Here is a 15428-nt window from a genome sequence, read left to right as displayed (position 1 = left end):
GGCGAACGGGTGTCCGAACCGACGGCGACGGCACTGGCGGGAGGGTTCGAGCCCGCGGACGAGGACGCGTGGCTCGCCGCGGTGGACAAGGTGCTCAAGGGAGCGCCGTTCACCAAGCTCGTGGGTCGGACGGCCGACGGCATCACCGTCCAGCCGCTCTACACGCCGAGCAACAGCCCGGGCCGCCGTGACGAGGCCGGTTTCCCCGGCCAGGCCCCCTTCACCCGGGGCGCGCACGCCGCCGGGCGGGTCGAGGTCGCCTGGGACATCCGCTCGATCGTCACCGGTCCCGACCCGGCGACCGCCAACGCCCGTGCGCTGCAGGACCTCGAGCGGGGCGTGACCAGCCTCGAGGTCCCCTGGGGCGGCGACCCGGCTGCGCTCGCCCGGACGCTCGAGGGCGTCTACCTCGACCTCGCGCCGGTCGTGCTGCGGCCCGGCTTCGACGCCACCGCCGCGGCCGACGCCCTGATCGCGCTCTGGTCCGACCGGGGGATCGAGCCCCGTACCGCCGTCGGCGGCTTCGGCGCCGACCCGCTCGCCGCGCTCGCCGCGAACGGCGGCGAGGGCCGTGACCCCGAGGCCCTGCTCGCCGAGCTGGGTCGCCTCGCCGCCCGCACCGCCGCCGAGCAGCCCAAGGTCCGCTCGGTCACCGTGAGCACGCTGCCGGCGGTCGAGGCCGGCGCCTCCGAAGGCCAGGAACTCACCGTCATGCTCTCGACCGGGGCGGCCTACCTGCGGGCGATGGCCGACGCCGGCCTGACCGCGGACGAGGCCGCCGGCCAGATCGAGCTCGAGCTCGCGGCCGACGAGGACGTGTTCTCGACCGTCGCCAAGCTGCGTGCGGCGCGACGGCTGTGGGCCACGCTGCTCGCCGCCTGCGGAGCGTCGGAGGCGGCGCAGGCACCCACGCTGCACGTGACCGCCGCCCGCCGCATGCTCACCCGCCGCGACCCGTGGGTGAACCTCCTCCGCACGACCGCCGCGGTGTTCGCCGCCGGCGTGGGCGGCGCCGACGGCATCACCGCCCACCCGTACGACCTGCTGCTCGGCGACCCCAGCGACCTCGGCCGCCGCATGGCCCGCAACACCCAGCTGCTGCTCCAGGAGGAGTCGAACCTCGGCCGCGTGCTCGACCCGGCCGGCGGGTCCGGCTACGTCGAGAGCCTGACCGACGAGATCGCCGCCGTCGGCTGGCGGATCTTCCAGGAGCTGGAGGCGACCGGCGGCATGCCGACCGTGCTGCTCGACGGCACGCTGGCGGCCCGGATCGTCGAGGTCCGCGACGCCCGCCTCGCCCGCGTCGCCACCCGCAAGGCGCCCATCACCGGGGTCAGCGAGTTCCCGGACCTCGGCGAGGACCCGCCCCCGCCGGCCTCGCCCGACGGCGGCGGGCAGCCGTTGCTCGTACCCGTCCGCTGGGCCGAGCGCTTCGAGTCGCTCCGCGACCGCGCGGACGCCGCCCGGGCCGGCGGGACCGACCCCGTCGTCTTCCTGGCCAACCTCGGACCGGTGGCCACCCACACCGCCCGTGCGACCTACGCCAAGAACCTGTTCGAGGCCGGCGGCCTCCGGGCCGTCACGTCGGAGCGGGGCTCGACCACCGGGTTCACCTCGGCCGACGAGGCGGCCGAGGACCTCGTGGCCAGCGGCGCCCGGCTCGCCTGCATCTGCTCCTCGGACGCCGTGTACGAGGAGCGGGCCACGGCCACCGCCGCCGCGCTGAAGGCCGCCGGGGCCGAGGTCGTCTACCTCGCCGGGAACCCCGGCGACCGCCGCGCCGCCGAGGAGGCGGCCGGCGTCGATGAGTTCGTGCACGTCGGCGTCGACGTGCTGGCCGTGCTGGAGCGGGCGCAGGACGCCCTCGGCCTCGCCGACGCCGGTGGGAAGGGATCCGCATGACTGCGAAGTTCGAGGTCCCCGACCTCAGCACCGTCGAGCTGCCGCCGCCGAGCGCGGCGCCGGCCGACGCCCGGGCCCGCTGGGCCGCGGCGTCGGAGGAGACGACCGGGCTCGAGACCGACAAGCAGGTGTGGGAGACGCCCGAGGGCATCGGCGTCGCGCCGCTCTACTCGGCGGCCGACCTCGAGGGCCTCGACTTCCTCGACACGTACCCCGGCCTCCCGCCCTTCCTCCGCGGCCCGTACCCCACCATGTACGTGAACCAGCCGTGGACGATCCGCCAGTACGCGGGCTTCTCCACGGCCGAGGACTCCAACGCCTTCTACCGCCGCAACCTCGCCGCCGGTCAGAAGGGCCTCTCGGTGGCCTTCGACCTGCCGACCCACCGCGGCTACGACTCCGACAACCCCCGGGTGGCCGGCGACGTCGGCATGGCCGGCGTGGCCATCGACTCGATCTACGACATGCGGGTCCTGTTCGACGGCATCCCGCTCGACCAGATGTCGGTCTCCATGACCATGAACGGCGCCGTCCTGCCGGTGCTGTCGCTCTACATCGTCGCCGCCGAGGAGCAGGGCGTGAAGCCCGAGCAGCTCGCCGGCACGATCCAGAACGACATCCTCAAGGAGTTCATGGTCCGGAACACCTACATCTACCCGCCGGCCCCCTCCATGCGGATCATCTCCGACATCTTCAGCTACACGTCGGAGCGGATGCCGAGGTTCAACTCGATCTCGATCTCCGGCTACCACATGCAGGAGGCGGGCGCGACGGCGGACCTCGAGCTCGCGTACACGCTCGCCGACGGGCTCGAGTACATCCAGGCCGGCCTCGACGCCGGGCTCGAGGTCGACCGGTTCGCGCCCCGGCTGTCGTTCTTCTGGGCGATCGGCATGAACTTCTTCATGGAGATCGCCAAGATGCGGGCTGCCCGCCTCCTGTGGGCGAAGCTCGTGAAGGAGCGCTTCTCGCCGTCGAACGACAAGTCGCTGTCGCTGCGCACGCACTCGCAGACCTCGGGCTGGTCGCTGACGGCGCAGGACGTCTTCAACAACGTGATCCGCACCTGCGTCGAGGCGATGGCGTCGACCCAGGGCCACACCCAGAGCCTCCACACCAACTCGCTCGACGAGGCGCTGGCGCTGCCGACCGACTTCTCGGCCCGCATCGCCCGCAACACCCAGCTGTTCCTGCAGCAGGAGTCCGGCACGACGCGGGTCATCGACCCGTGGGGCGGCAGCTACTACGTCGAGCGGCTGACCGCCGAGCTGGCGGCCAAGGCCCTCGCGCACATCGGCGAGGTCGACGAGGTCGGCGGCATGGCCAAGGCCATCGAGGCCGGCATCCCCAAGCTGCGGATCGAGGAGGCGGCCGCCCGCACCCAGGCCCGCATCGACGCCGGTCGCCAGCCGGTGATCGGCGTCAACAAGTACCGCCTCGACGAGAACGAGGACATCGACGTCCTGAAGGTCGACAACTCGGCCGTGCGGGCCGGCCAGATCGCCAAGCTGGAGCGGCTGCGGGCCGAGCGCGACGACGACGCCGTGCGCGCCGCGCTGGAGGCGCTGACGAACGCGGCGGACCGCGGCGACGGCAACCTGCTCGACCTCGGCGTCGCCGCGGCCCGGGCCAAGGCGTCGGTCGGCGAGATCAGCGACGCGCTGGAGAAGGTCTACGGCCGCCACCGCGCCGACATCCGCTCGATCTCCGGCGTCTACCGCAGCGAGCTCGGCGAGAAGGGCGGTGCCGTGGACGAGGTCAGGCGCAAGGTGGAGGCGTTCGAGGCCGCCGACGGCCGCCGCCCCCGCATCCTGCTCGCCAAGATGGGCCAGGACGGCCACGACCGCGGTCAGAAGGTGATCGCGTCCGCGTTCGCCGACCTCGGCTGGGACGTCGACATCGGACCGCTGTTCCAGACGCCCGAGGAGGTGGCCCGCCAGGCCGTCGAGGCCGACGTGCACATCGTCGGCCCGTCGTCGCTCGCGGCCGGCCACCTCACGCTGGTACCCGAGCTCAAGCGGGCGCTCGAGGCGCTCGGCCGCCCCGACATCCTCGTCGTGGTCGGCGGCGTGATCCCGCCGCAGGACTACCAGGCGCTCTACGACGCCGGCGCCGCCGCAGTCTTCCCGCCCGGCACGGTGATCCACGAGGCGGCCTCGGACCTGCTCGACCGCCTCGCCGACCAGCTCGGCTACGACCTCACGTCCTGACCGGTCCCGGCGGGTCAGGCGGTGGCGGCCGCCGCCTCGGCGTCAGGATCGGGCTCGGTGAGGTGGAGCAGGATCGCCCGGAAGCCCTCGGCGTAGAGCTCGGCCTCGTCGATCGTCGTGTCGGTCCCGCCGGTGATGCGGTGGCGGATGATCGTGCCGAACAGGTACGAGTTGACCGACGTGATCAGGTGGCGCAGCTCGAACGGCGCCCGCATCCGTCGGCCGGCCGCGGCCAGGTAGCGCTCGTAGTAGACGTCGAACGCGGCGACGCCCTCGGCGAGCATCTCGTTCACGCGGGGGTCGTGGGCGTAGTTGTAGAAGCTGAACCGGGCCAGCATCTTCGGGTCGTCACGCATCTCGCGGTAGGCCGCGGAGGCGAGGCGCGTGGCCAGCTCGGTCGTGTCGGTGATCGGCTCGCCGTCGTCGTCGACCGCGTCGGCGAGCAGCTGCTCGGCCTGCTCGACGTTCGCCCGCTCGCCGATGTCGAGCAGGTGCTGGAACAGGTCGCGGCGGTAGTCCTCCTGGGAATCCCAGATGTGGTACAGCGCACCCTTCGTGACGCCGGCACGACGGGCCACGTCGGCGACCTTCACGTTGGCCAGCGCATCGAGGGTGCCGTCGTCGGTGGCGGCGGGCCCGTGCAGGGTCACCATGTCGGCGCCGACCTGCAGGTAGGCGCGGCGGCGCTCGGCCGCGGTGGGCCGGCCCATCAGCTCGCCACCCGCTGCGCGTGCTCGGCGGCCGGCTCGGTGAAGGCCTCGAGCATGCCGACCACGCACACCGCGAACAGGCTCGTCCGCTCGCCGTCGACGGTGAAGTCGGGCGTGCGCGTGGGGTCGATCCGGTGCTCCAGGCAGAAGCCGTGCACCAGCGACGCCACCGCGGCGCTGAAGTCGCGGAGGTCGGTGCCGGGCCGGGGCCTGCGGCCCATGTCCTCGACCGCGGTGGCGACCATCGACTCGAACTCCTCGAGGCTCGACCTGAACTCCTGGTCGAGCTCGTCGCGGACCTCGCCCTCCTGCAGGTAGGAGAACAGCCCGACGCGGGCGAAGAACGACGGGTCGTCCTTGAAGCGGTCGAAGACGAAGTTCGCCCACTCGACCGGGGTGGGCAGCTCCTCGGTGCGGTCGGCGAGCTCGAGTGTGGCGCCGGCGACGTCGGGCATACCGGCCAGGCGCCCCTCGTCGAGCACGAAGCGGAGGAGGTCCGACCAGTACGACTCCTGCGAGTCCCACAGGTGGTACAGCGCGCCCTTCGTGACGCCGGCGCGCTCGGCGACGTCCGCGATGCGCACGTGGGCGAACGCGAGGCCCGGATCGGGTCGTGACGCGGCGCCCTCGGTGAGGAGCTCCACCCCGATGTCGAGGTAGTCGATGCGTCGCTGATCCCTGGTCCTACGAGCCATCGCCCGCTCGGCTCCTGCTGTTGCCCTGTCCCGCGACTTCCTTCTCCGGGCCGACACCCTAGGCCGCGCGATCGGGGACCCTGTAGCCCGGCCCCGGGTGCGGGCCGGCGGGCGCGGGCAGGGGCCGCACTAGGGTGCCGCCCGATGGCCGCCCTGCTCCCGGTCTCGGATTACGTGGACGGCGTGCGGGCCGGCGACCGCACGGTCCTCGCCCGGGCCATCACGTTGATCGAGAGCCAGAACCCGGACCACCGGCGCATGGCCCAGGAGCTGATCCAGGCGCTCCTGCCGTCGACCGGCGGGGCGCACCGGGTCGGCATCACCGGTGTGCCCGGCGTCGGGAAGAGCACGTTCATCGACCAGCTCGGCATCGACCTGACCGCGGCCGGCCACCGGGTCGCGGTCCTGGCCGTCGACCCGACGAGCTCCCGGACCGGTGGCTCGATCCTCGGCGACAAGACGCGCATGGAGCGGCTGGCGGTCGATCCCGACGCGTTCGTGCGGCCGTCGCCCGCCGGCCGGTCGCTCGGCGGGGTCACCCGCGCGACGAGAGAGACGATCCTCGTGTGCGAGGCGGCGGGCTTCGACGTCGTGCTGGTCGAGACGGTCGGCGTGGGCCAGTCGGAGACCGTGGTCGCCGACATGGTCGACTTCTTCCTCGTGCTGATGCTCTCGGGCGCCGGCGACGAGCTGCAGGGGATCAAGAAGGGCGTCCTCGAGCTGGCCGACATGGTGGCGGTCAACAAGGCCGACGGCGACAACCGGACCCGCGCCGAGCTCGCCGCTGCCGACTACCGCGCTGCGCTGCACCTGATGTCGCCGAGCTCGCCGACGTGGACGCCGCCGGTCGTGACGTGCTCGGGTCTCACCGGCGTCGGCCTCGACGAGCTGTGGCACCAGGTCGAGGTGCATCGGGAGAAGCTGTCGGCGACGGGCGAGCTCGAGGCGAGGCGGCGGGCCCAGCAGGTGCGGTGGATGTGGTCGATGCTCGACGACCGGCTGCGCGACGACCTCCGCGCCGACCCGTCCATCCGCGAGGTGCTCTCCTCGGTCGAGTCCCGGGTCCACGACGGCGAGATCCCCGCCACCGTCGCCGTCGAGGAGATCTGGGACCGCTACCTGAGGTCCAGGGCATGAGCGCCTGGCCGGCCGGCGACGGCTCCGGGCGGGCGGCGCTGCGCACCCACGCGCCCGAGCCGGCCGCGTGCCTCGACGCCCTCGACGTGGCGGCACCCGTGCCCCGGCCGCGGCTCGACGTGGTCCGCACCGCCGTGGCGTCGGTGCACGGGCTCGCGCCGCTCGGCGGTGCCGACGCCACGCCCGACGGCCCCGACGACGACGCCGTGATGGAGTTCGCGGTGGCGTTCGCCGCGGACGTGGCTGCCATCGACGACGACCTGCGGGCCCGGTTCCTCGCCGCGACCGGCGACCAGGCCTTCGCGACCGTGCAGGCGATCTACGTCGCCGACATGGTGCCGAGGGTCCGGGCCGCGCTCGACGCCCTCTTCGGCGCCGGCGGCTGGGACCTCGGCGAGCGGTCCGACGAGGCCGGCACCGACCGGGCGGACGTCGACACGTGGAGCGTGCTCGAGGACCTCATGCGCACCGTGCACCAGCTCGACGCGCTGGACCCCGTCACGACCGAGGTGGTCCGCCTCCGCGGTGCCCGCCACCACGACTGCCGCCTGTGCCGATCGCTCCGCAGCCGGCCGGCGCTGCTCGCCGGCGGCGACGACGCGCTGTGGGAGGCGGTCGACGATCCCACCACGTTGTCGGATCCGGTCCACCGCGTCGCGGTCGAGGTGGTCGACACGGTCGTGTGGACGCCGGCGCGCTGGAGCCCGGACCAGGTCGCCGCCGTGCGCGCCGCGGTCACGCCCGGGCAGGCAGTCGAGCTGGTGCTCGACGTCATGCGCAACGCGGCCAACAAGATCGCCGTCGCCCTGGCGGCCGACGACCCGCACGTCACCGAGGGTGTCGAGGTCTACGAGATCGACGCCGACGGCGTCGCCCACTACGGGCTGGACCCGATCGAGCCCTGACGGCAGCCGCTCTCAGCGGGCGGCGCGGCGGGGGATGAACGACGGGTCCGAGTCGTTCGGCCCCGGCTCCACGTGGATGTGGCGGATCTCGAGCGGCTCCCCGCACTCGCTGCAGTGGGGCACCGCCTGGCACTGCTGGCCGCAGTCGTCGTGCACGAGCACGATCGGGTGCTCGTCCGGGTCGAGCGCCCACTTGTCGCCCCACTGGCGGATGGCGGTCATCACCGCCCACAGGTCTCGGCCCTTGTCGGTGAGCACGTACTCGTCGCGCGGCGGGTGCTCCGAGTAGGCGCGCCGGGCCATGATGCCGTCAGCGACCAGGCCGTCGAGGCGGTTCGTGAGGATGTTGCTGGCGATGCCCAGGCGGTTGCGGAAGTCCTCGAACCGGCGGACGCCGAGCAGGGCGTCGCGGATGATCAGGAGCGTCCACCACTCGCCGATCTGCTCGAGCGACTGGGCCACCGAGCACTGCATGTCGGAGAAGGAGGCGCGTCGCACGGTCCCAGCCTAGGAGGCGGTCGCCACCGGGCCCCCGCCGGGTGCGCCCGGGTGGCCCTGCAGTGCCGCAGGGACGGGGACGTGGACGGTGGCGGTGGGCCCGTCGAAGGTGACGGTGGTGCCGTCGACAGCGTGCAGGAGCCGGTCGATGACGAACCCCTGCTCGCGCTGGACGTCCGCGTCGATGGTCGTGATGCCGCGCTGGCCGGCCCGGCGCATGAGGTGCGCGATGAGCCGCGAGCCGAGGCCGCCGGCCTGCCAGTGGTCCTCGACCAGCACGGCGATCTCGCCGATGTCGTCGCCCGTGCGGTGCAGCGTGGCGATGCCGACGATGGCGCCGTCGACGTCGGCCACGAGCGTCTCGGCGACGGTGCCGCCGCGGAGGAGCGCCACCAGGCGATCGGGGTCGAGGTGCTGGACGGGGGCGTGGAAGCGGTGGCGCAGCGAGTCGGGGCTGCAGCGCAGCGCCATCTCCGCGAGGGCGCGGGCGTCGTCGGCGCTGATGGGTCGGACGGTGGGACGCGTCGTCGGTCGGGGATCGGCCAGGCGTCGTTCCGCCAGGGCGGTGAGCTCGGAGAGGACCGGATCGAATTGCATCATGCAATGGACGATACGACGGGCGCTTGCATCATGCAACGACTTCTGAGCCCAGACGGGCAGATGTTCCCGGTGACTTGTGGCACCGACCCCGCTGCGGTTCCCTCTCTCCGTGGCGGAACGGCGGTTGGGGGCCGCGGTCCTGGCTGCGGCGCTCCTGTGCGCCGCAGCCGGACTGGCGGCGTGGTGGCGTGCCGACGCCCGGACCACCGCCGGCCAACCGGTGGCGAGCGTCGCCGGTGCGGTCCTCGAGCGCGAGGCGTCCCCCGAGGTCGAGGCCGCGCTCCAGCGCGCCGTCCGGCTCGTCCGCGCGAGCGGGTGCGGCGTCGAGCGCCAGGCGACCGCCACGGTCGTCGAGCGGGGCGGGCGCACCGTCGGCCTGACCAACCAGCACGTCGTCGCCGGTGCGGCCGAGGTCGCGGTCGACGGAGCCGACCGGATCGTGCTGGTGCGCGGACTGGTCGACGGCCGCGACGCGGTGGAGCTCGACGGCGAGGCGCTCCTCGACGGCGGGGCGGAGCCGCTGGCGGCGGGCCCGCGACCGATCGTCGGAGCGAGGGTGGTCGTCGCGGGCTACCCCGACGGCCGCTTCGCCGCCCGGACGGGGACCGTGCGGGCGGTCGAGTCGCGCCAGGGCTACGGCGGGACGGCCGACGTGCTGCTGATCGACGTCGAGGCCGTGCCGGGGATCTCGGGCGGCGTCGTGGTCGACGCGGCCGGGCGTGCGGTGGGCCTCGTCGCGGCGCGCGATCCGGTCACCCACGAGGTCGTGGCCTACCCGCTCGACGTCATCGGCCGGGCGACCGACCACGCCACGGCGCCCTGCGCCTGATCCGAGCGGGCCGGCCGCAGCGCGTCGGCATCCGGTCGCCGGGTCCCCCGTTGTGCTCGGATGGTGCGCATGTTCCTCGGGATCGGACTGTTCGCCATCGCCGCCGTGCTCGCCGTGGTCGCCTGGGCCGCCATCCGGGGACAGCGCCGCGACTACGAGGCGACGGGGTCGCCCGAGGACGAGCTGACCGACGAGGAGTTCCGCCGGATCGAGTTCGGCGACGACGAGATCTGACGCCCGCGCGCCGACCGTTCGCCGCCACCCCCACCGGTCGCCGCGTCAGCCGGCCAACCGCGTCTGGCGGGTCGTGGCCAGCAGCGTTCCGTCGGGCAGGTGGATCCAGCCGTCCTCGACGGCGAAGCCGTCGTGGGAGTGGAACGCGTGCATCCGCGCCGACAGGAGCTCGTCGTCGGCCAGCGTCCAGGTCCGCGCCGCGTCGTGGATCTGGATCGCGTACTCGATCGTGACCGCACGCTGCGGCTCGGTGGCCTTGGTGAACACCGCCGGCGGGAAGTAGTCGGCGAACATGGTCAGCCACGCCGCGTCGAAGGTGCCGCCGTGCAGCGGCCGGCTCCACGCGATCCACTCGGCCCGCTCGGTGCCGGCGAAGACCGACGTGTCGGGGTGCAGGTAGGTCTCGACGTTGTTGAGGTGCGCCGGGGTGTCGCCCCAGTCCAGCCGCACGGCGCCCTCGTGCCGGGGCGGCGGGGGAGGGGCGTCGCTGAAGTCCATCGCCTCCCACGGTGGCGAGTGGTGGAAGCGGGCGACGGTGGTGGTCTTGCCGTCCTGGCTGGTGCGGGCGTGGGTGGTCACGAGCTTGCGGCCCCGACGGACGATCTCGACGTCGACGGCCAGGTCGCCGACGACGTTGCCGCTCACGTAGCCGAACGTCGCGGCCCGGAGCGTGGTCGCGGGATCGACGCCCTCGTCGGCGAGCACGCGCTCGGTGGCGGTCAGCGCCAGGGCGGCGACGACCCCGCCGTGGACGCCCTGCAGCGACGTCCACTGCTCGTCGACGTGGGCGGCGAAGCGCCGGTCGCCGTCCGGCCGCACGGCGATCGCCTCGTTCCAGTCCATCGGCTCCTCCGACGCTCGGGTGGTGGCGCACGGTAGACAGGTCCGTTCGGTTACGCAACCGAGGGTCCGACGTGGGAGAGAGAGGCCGGCGATCGGGACGTCGCGGCCGCGACGGGCGCCGACGTCCGGCCGGCCCGCCCGCCGACGTGTTGACTGGTCGCCAGCGACACAGGGGGGACCCGACGATGACGACCGAGCTGCAGGCCCGCCGGCTGGAGGTGCTCGACGAGCACTTCCGCTCCGAGGTCGACCACGACTGGGCGGCCTGCCTCGGGACGTTCGGCGGTCGGCCGCACTACGAGATCATGGCGACCGGACAGGTCTACGACGGCGACGAGGAGGTGCTCGCCTACTATCGGGCCCAGCGGACGGCGTTCCCCGACCAGCGCCACGAGAACGTGCGGTACCACTTCGCCGACGACGTCGTGATCACGGAGTTCGACCTCCTCGGGACGAACCTCGGCGAGTTCTACGGCATGGCGCCGACGGGCCGGTCGTTCCGGGTGCCGGTGGTGGCGCTGTTCTTCTTCGAGGGCGACCGGATCGTGAACGAGCGCATCTACCTCGACGCGGCGTCGCTGCTCGGCCAGATCGGTCGGGCCGAGGTCCTCGCCTTCGCCGGCGACGGCAAGAGTTGAACCGGGCGACCGCCGGAGCGCGCCGGCGGGTCCTCAGGACCGGTCGGGCCGGTCGAGGCCGTGCTCGTAGACGTAGATCACGGCGTGCACCCGGTCCCGGACGCCGAGCTTCGACAGGATGCTGGCGACGTGGGTCTTGGCCGTGGTCTCGCTGATCGTCAGCGCCTCCGCGACCTCGGCGTTCGAGCACCCGCGCCCGAGCAGGCCGAGCACCTCGACCTCGCGGTCGGTGAGCGAGCGGTACTCGGGCCCGGGCGGGAGCCGGCGGGGCTCCGCCAGCCGGTCGACGAGGTGCCGGGTCACGGCGGGCGCGAGGAGGGCGTCGCCCGCCGCCACCGTGCGGACCGCCCGGACCAGCTCGTCGCTCGTGGCGTCCTTCAGGAGGAACCCGCTGGCGCCGGCCCGCAGGGCGTCGAGCACGTGGTCCTCGGTCCCGAAGGTCGTGAGGACCAGCACCCGCGTCGTGGGCCCGAGGTGCTCGACGATGCGAGCCGTGGCCTCGATCCCGTCGAGCCTCGGCATGCGGATGTCCATGAGCACCACGTCGGGCCGGAGCCGGTCCGCCTCGGCGACCGCGTCGATCCCGTCGGCCGCCTCGCCGACGACCCGGAGGTCCTCGGCCGAGTCGAGGATGGCCCGGAACCCCGACCGCACCAGCTCCTGGTCGTCGACGACGAGGACGGTGGTCACCGCCGCAGCTCCACCTGCACGAGCGTGCCCCCGGCGTCGCCCGGGCCGACCACGGCGCTGCCGTGGTACATCGCGGCCCGCTCCCGCATGCCCCGCAGGCCGTTGCCGTCGCCGTCGCCCGGCCCGCGGCCGTCGTCCTCCACCTCGATCCGGACCCGCGCCGCGTCGACCGCGACGTCGATGCGGACGCGGTCGGCGCCCGAGTGGCGGATCACGTTCGTGACCGCTTCCTGGACGATGCGGTGCACGGTCAGCTGGAGGTCCGCGGGCAGGTCCGAGGACCCCTCGGTGACCGCCATGTCGACCTCGAGCCCGGTGGACCGGGCCGCACCGGCGACCACCTCGAGGTCCTCCAGCCGGTCGTGCGGCGAGCGGTCCCCGGGCTCGTCGCCGCGCAGGACGCCGAGCGTGCGTCGCAGCTCCGACAGCGCGGCGCGGGCCTCGGTGGCGATCGGGCCGACCGCCGCCGGGGCGAGCGAGGGGTCGTTCGTCGCCGCCTCTGCCTGCACGGCGATCACGCTCACGTGGTGCGCCGTGATGTCGTGGAGCTCCCGGGTGATCCGGAGCCGCTCCTCGGCGACGGCCCGGTCCCGTTCGGCCACCTGCTCGACCTGTGCGGTGCGCACGCGCTCGACCAGGAGCGCCGACACCTGCCGCTGGCGGGCGAGGGCACGGCCCGCCAGCCACGCCGTCGACACGCCGAGCAGCGGTGCGAGCACGTCGTTGAGGTCGGTCTCCGCCGGGTCGACGAGCCAGGCCGTGCCGGCGAGCGCCAGCGAGGCGGCGCCGACCCACCAGGTGGTGCGCTCCGGGCAGAGCGCGGCGGCGCTGAAAAGGGCGACGAGCGCCCCGACGTACAGGGGCGGGTCGACCCACGGGAACAGGCCGTAGACCGCGGTGCAGGCCACGGCCACCGCCCAGGTCGCGAGCGGGGCCACCCGACGCAGCGCCAGGACGGCGGTGGCGGCGCCGAGCAGCGCGAAGCCGCCGACGGGCACGGTGCCGTCGCCGGTCGCGGCGGCGACGGCCACCATGGCGAGCTGCACCGCGGTCAGCCCGGCCGCGAGCGCCAGGTCCGTCGCGTCCACCCGGTCCTCCACGCTGCGACGGTAACCGGAGGTGACCGGGACGTCACCGGCCGCGGGGCGGACCGCCGCGTCGTCCGATCGGAGGAGGCGACGCCGGCACCGATCCGTCGCCGGGGCGATGTGCCGGCGGGCGGACCCCTCCACGATCGACCGATGGACCAGACCATCGGACCCGCTCCCGCCGCCCGACCCGCCCGCGACGACACCTCCCACGACAGCCCCTCCAACGACAGCCCCTCCAACGACAGCCCCTCCAACGACCGCGACACCGCCGGGCCGGATCGCTTGGGCACGTTGTCGGTCGCCCTCGGCGTCGCCGGCCTCCTGCCCGTCCTGCCGCTGCTGGGATCGATCGCCGCCATCGCCTGCGGCTGGGTGGCCCGCTCCCGCACCGGTCTCCCCTCCTCGGAGCGCGATCGGGCGCTCGTCGGGGTCGTGCTCGGCGCGCTGGGTCTCGCCGCGCCCCTCGTCGCCCTGTTCGTCTACTGCGTGGTGCTCGGGTACCCGTTCCCCATCCACCGCTACCGGGGCTGATCCGGGCGGCGGGCCGCCGAGCGTTGCGAAAATAACGACCATTCGTTATCCTCGACGCATGGTCGCCGCCACCGAGCCACCCCGCCCTCCGTCGGGCGCACCGCAGGGGGCGTGCTGACGTGGGCCGCATCGCGGGCGTGACCGCCGACGAGACCCGGGGCCGGCTGCTCGACGCCGCCGTCCGCGTCTTCGAGCTCAAGGGGTACGAGGGCGCGACGGTCTCGCTGATCGCCAAGGAGGCCGGGGTCACCACCGGTGCGATCTACGCGCACTACTCCGGCAAGGCCGAGCTGCTGGTCGACGCCATCCGCATGAACGGCGAGCGCGCCACGGCCTCGCTGTTCCGGACCGACGGGCCGGGCGGGACCGCCGGCATGCTGCTCGCCCTGGGCGCCCGGCTGCTGCACCGCGATCCCGAGGAGGGGACGCTGCTCATCGAGGCGCTCCTCGCCGGACGCCGGGACCCCGGCCTGGCCGAGGTCGTGACCGGCGCCGTGGCCGAGCGGTCCGAGGGCATCGCCGCCCTGCTCGCCGAGGCGCAGCGCGCCGGCGAGCTCACCGACGACGTCTCGTCGGCCGCCGCGGCCCGGTTCATGCTCATGCTCGGACTCGGTTCGATGCTCGTCAGCGAGCTCGACCTCCCGGCCGTCGACCTCTCCGACTGGAACACGTTCATCGACCGGCTCGTCGGCGCCTTCACGCCCGAACCCGCACACGTCCAGACCGCACCCACCCAGACCGGGCCCACCCAGCCCGCACCGAGACAGGGGGAACCCTCATGACGACCTTCGAGACCGAGCCCACCGCCGACCCGTACGTGGTGCGCGACCCCGCGCTGGTCGACGCCATCGTCCACGAGCTCGACCTGCACAGCGACGTGCTCTTCACCTGGGACTACGAGCGCAGCCGCACCGCGCTCGTGAAGCTGTACGAGAAGGCCAAGACGTCGCAGTGGAACGGCAACGACCTGCCGTGGCACCTCGAGGTCGACCAGGAGAAGGTGGCCGCCGACTCCGCGGCGCAGAACGAGCGGTTCAACGTCATGCAGACCGATCCCGAGTCGCCGCTGCGCAGCTGGGGCGAGAAGGAGTGGCTGAAGGCGTCGGCCGAGATCCAGACGGCGATGCTCTCGCAGTTCCTCCACGGCGAGCAGGGCGCGCTGATCTGCACCGGCCTGATCACGGCCACCGTGCCGTGGATCGACGCCAAGTACTACGCGGCCACGCAGGTGATGGACGAGGCCCGCCACGTCGAGGTCTTCGCCCGCTACCTGCAGGAGAAGACGAACGGGATGTACCCGATCAACCCGAACCTCGGGTCGCTGCTCGACGACATCATCGTCGACGGCCGCTGGGACATCACCTACCTCGGCATGCAGATCATGGTCGAGGGCCTCGCCCTCGCCGCCTTCGGCTTCATGCACATGCTGACGACCGAGCCGCTGCTCAAGCAGCTGCTCCGCTACGTGATGAGCGACGAGGCCCGTCACGTCGCCTTCGGCGTCCTCTCGCTGAAGGAGTTCTACGAGGGCCTCGACGCCGCCGAGATCCGCGAGCGCCAGGAGTTCGCGTTCGAGGCCGCGGTGCGCCTGCAGCAGCGCTTCATGTTCCACGACGTCTGGGAGCGGCTCGGCGCCGACCCCAAGGCCGTGCACGAGTTCATGCTGAGCCGGCCGAACCCGGGCCAGGAGATGTTCCAGTCGATCCTGTTCTCCAAGATCGTCCCGAACGCGAAGAAGCTCGGCCTCCTCGACGCCGGCGACGGCTGGCTGCGGACGAAGTTCACCGAGATCGGCATCATCCAGTACGAGGACTGGGTCGACACGACCGACGAGTACGCCTCGCTCGACGCCGTGGCACCCCCCGGCGCCTGAACCGCCGGAGCGCCGGAAGGGGTTGCCGACGGCGCCCGTCAC

At 73.4% G+C, this 15428-nt stretch carries 17 protein-coding genes; 10 read left to right on the top strand and 7 right to left on the bottom strand.

All coding sequences use genetic code 11. The annotated features are described in order from the left end of the window. The first annotated feature begins 9 nt into the window (after positions 1–9). Both LH044_RS13115 and scpA read left to right on the top strand, forming a co-directional pair. A complete protein-coding gene (locus LH044_RS13115) occupies positions 10–1902 on the top strand; it encodes a methylmalonyl-CoA mutase family protein (RefSeq protein WP_227756035.1) in 1893 nt (630 codons plus the stop codon). Continuing rightward, a complete protein-coding gene (gene scpA, locus LH044_RS13110; RefSeq protein WP_227756034.1) occupies positions 1899–4112 on the top strand; it encodes a methylmalonyl-CoA mutase in 2214 nt (737 codons plus the stop codon). Before LH044_RS13115 ends, scpA begins: the two co-directional genes overlap by 4 nt. A 14-nt stretch (positions 4113–4126) precedes the next feature. Here scpA and LH044_RS13105 read toward each other — a convergent pair whose 3' ends face one another. Further along, positions 4127–4822 carry a TetR family transcriptional regulator gene (locus LH044_RS13105; RefSeq protein WP_227756033.1) on the bottom strand — a complete coding sequence of 232 codons (696 nt, stop codon included), beginning with the start codon at positions 4820–4822 and terminating at the stop codon, positions 4127–4129. Beyond that, positions 4822–5517, bottom strand: a complete 696-nt coding sequence (locus LH044_RS13100) for a TetR/AcrR family transcriptional regulator (protein ID WP_227756032.1) — start codon at positions 5515–5517, stop codon at positions 4822–4824. Before LH044_RS13100 ends, LH044_RS13105 begins: the two co-directional genes overlap by 1 nt. A gap of 144 nt (positions 5518–5661) precedes the next feature. On the opposite strand from LH044_RS13100, the gene meaB reads away from it, so the two are divergent. Both meaB and LH044_RS13090 read left to right on the top strand, forming a co-directional pair. Further along, entirely contained in the window at positions 5662–6654 is a 993-nt protein-coding gene (meaB, locus tag LH044_RS13095) for a methylmalonyl Co-A mutase-associated GTPase MeaB (RefSeq protein ID WP_227756031.1), read from the top strand. Next, the gene (locus tag LH044_RS13090) at positions 6651–7559 is read left to right on the top strand and encodes a carboxymuconolactone decarboxylase family protein (RefSeq protein ID WP_227756030.1); all 909 of its coding nucleotides are present in this window, start codon (positions 6651–6653) and stop codon (positions 7557–7559) included. Before meaB ends, LH044_RS13090 begins: the two co-directional genes overlap by 4 nt. Positions 7560–7571: 12 nt before the next feature. Here LH044_RS13090 and LH044_RS13085 read toward each other — a convergent pair whose 3' ends face one another. Together LH044_RS13085 and LH044_RS13080 are read right to left on the bottom strand one after the other, a co-directional pair. After that, entirely contained in the window at positions 7572–8057 is a 486-nt protein-coding gene (locus LH044_RS13085) for a winged helix-turn-helix transcriptional regulator (RefSeq protein ID WP_227756029.1), read from the bottom strand. Positions 8058–8066: 9 nt separating this feature from the next. Beyond that, positions 8067–8657: a GNAT family N-acetyltransferase gene (locus LH044_RS13080; protein WP_227756028.1), complete on the bottom strand. Its 591-nt coding sequence runs from the start codon at positions 8655–8657 to the stop codon at positions 8067–8069. A 109-nt stretch (positions 8658–8766) separates the two neighbouring features. Between LH044_RS13080 and LH044_RS13075 the strand changes: the two genes are divergently transcribed. Further along, entirely contained in the window at positions 8767–9486 is a 720-nt protein-coding gene (locus tag LH044_RS13075) for a S1 family peptidase (protein ID WP_227756027.1), read from the top strand. 69 nt (positions 9487–9555) lie between these two features. Further along, a complete protein-coding gene (locus LH044_RS13070; RefSeq protein WP_227756026.1) occupies positions 9556–9720 on the top strand; it encodes a hypothetical protein in 165 nt (54 codons plus the stop codon). Between the two features lie 45 nt (positions 9721–9765). Here LH044_RS13070 and LH044_RS13065 read toward each other — a convergent pair whose 3' ends face one another. After that, positions 9766–10563, bottom strand: coding sequence for an acyl-CoA thioesterase (locus LH044_RS13065; RefSeq protein WP_227756025.1), 798 nt, complete (start codon positions 10561–10563; stop codon positions 9766–9768). 185 nt (positions 10564–10748) lie between these two features. On the opposite strand from LH044_RS13065, the gene LH044_RS13060 reads away from it, so the two are divergent. Continuing rightward, positions 10749–11201, top strand: coding sequence for an ester cyclase (locus LH044_RS13060; protein WP_227756024.1), 453 nt, complete (start codon positions 10749–10751; stop codon positions 11199–11201). 33 nt (positions 11202–11234) lie between these two features. Here the strand turns inward: LH044_RS13060 and LH044_RS13055 are convergent, their stop codons facing one another. Together LH044_RS13055 and LH044_RS13050 are read right to left on the bottom strand one after the other, a co-directional pair. Beyond that, the gene (locus LH044_RS13055; RefSeq protein ID WP_227756023.1) at positions 11235–11891 is read right to left on the bottom strand and encodes a response regulator; all 657 of its coding nucleotides are present in this window, start codon (positions 11889–11891) and stop codon (positions 11235–11237) included. Then, positions 11888–12991 carry a sensor histidine kinase gene (locus tag LH044_RS13050; RefSeq protein WP_227756022.1) on the bottom strand — a complete coding sequence of 368 codons (1104 nt, stop codon included), beginning with the start codon at positions 12989–12991 and terminating at the stop codon, positions 11888–11890. The genes LH044_RS13055 and LH044_RS13050 overlap by 4 nt, the downstream gene beginning before the upstream one ends. A gap of 141 nt (positions 12992–13132) precedes the next feature. Here LH044_RS13050 and LH044_RS13045 point away from each other — a divergent pair, with 141 nt between their 5' ends. The 3 genes from LH044_RS13045 (at position 13133) to LH044_RS13035 (ending at position 15386) form a co-directional block, all read left to right on the top strand. Then, entirely contained in the window at positions 13133–13513 is a 381-nt protein-coding gene (locus LH044_RS13045; RefSeq protein ID WP_227756021.1) for a hypothetical protein, read from the top strand. A 137-nt stretch (positions 13514–13650) separates the two neighbouring features. Then, entirely contained in the window at positions 13651–14295 is a 645-nt protein-coding gene (locus LH044_RS13040) for a TetR/AcrR family transcriptional regulator (protein WP_227756020.1), read from the top strand. Further along, positions 14292–15386 (top strand): ferritin-like domain-containing protein, encoded by a 1095-nt coding sequence (locus LH044_RS13035; RefSeq protein WP_227756019.1) that lies wholly within the window; start codon positions 14292–14294, stop codon positions 15384–15386. The genes LH044_RS13040 and LH044_RS13035 overlap by 4 nt, the downstream gene beginning before the upstream one ends. Positions 15387–15428: the final 42 nt, after the last annotated feature.

Source organism: Dermatobacter hominis (assembly GCF_020715685.1).
GTDB classification, from domain to species: domain Bacteria; phylum Actinomycetota; class Acidimicrobiia; order Acidimicrobiales; family Microtrichaceae; genus Dermatobacter; species Dermatobacter hominis.
Note: the sequence above shows the minus strand (reverse complement) of the source record. Positions and strands in the feature narration are given on the sequence as shown.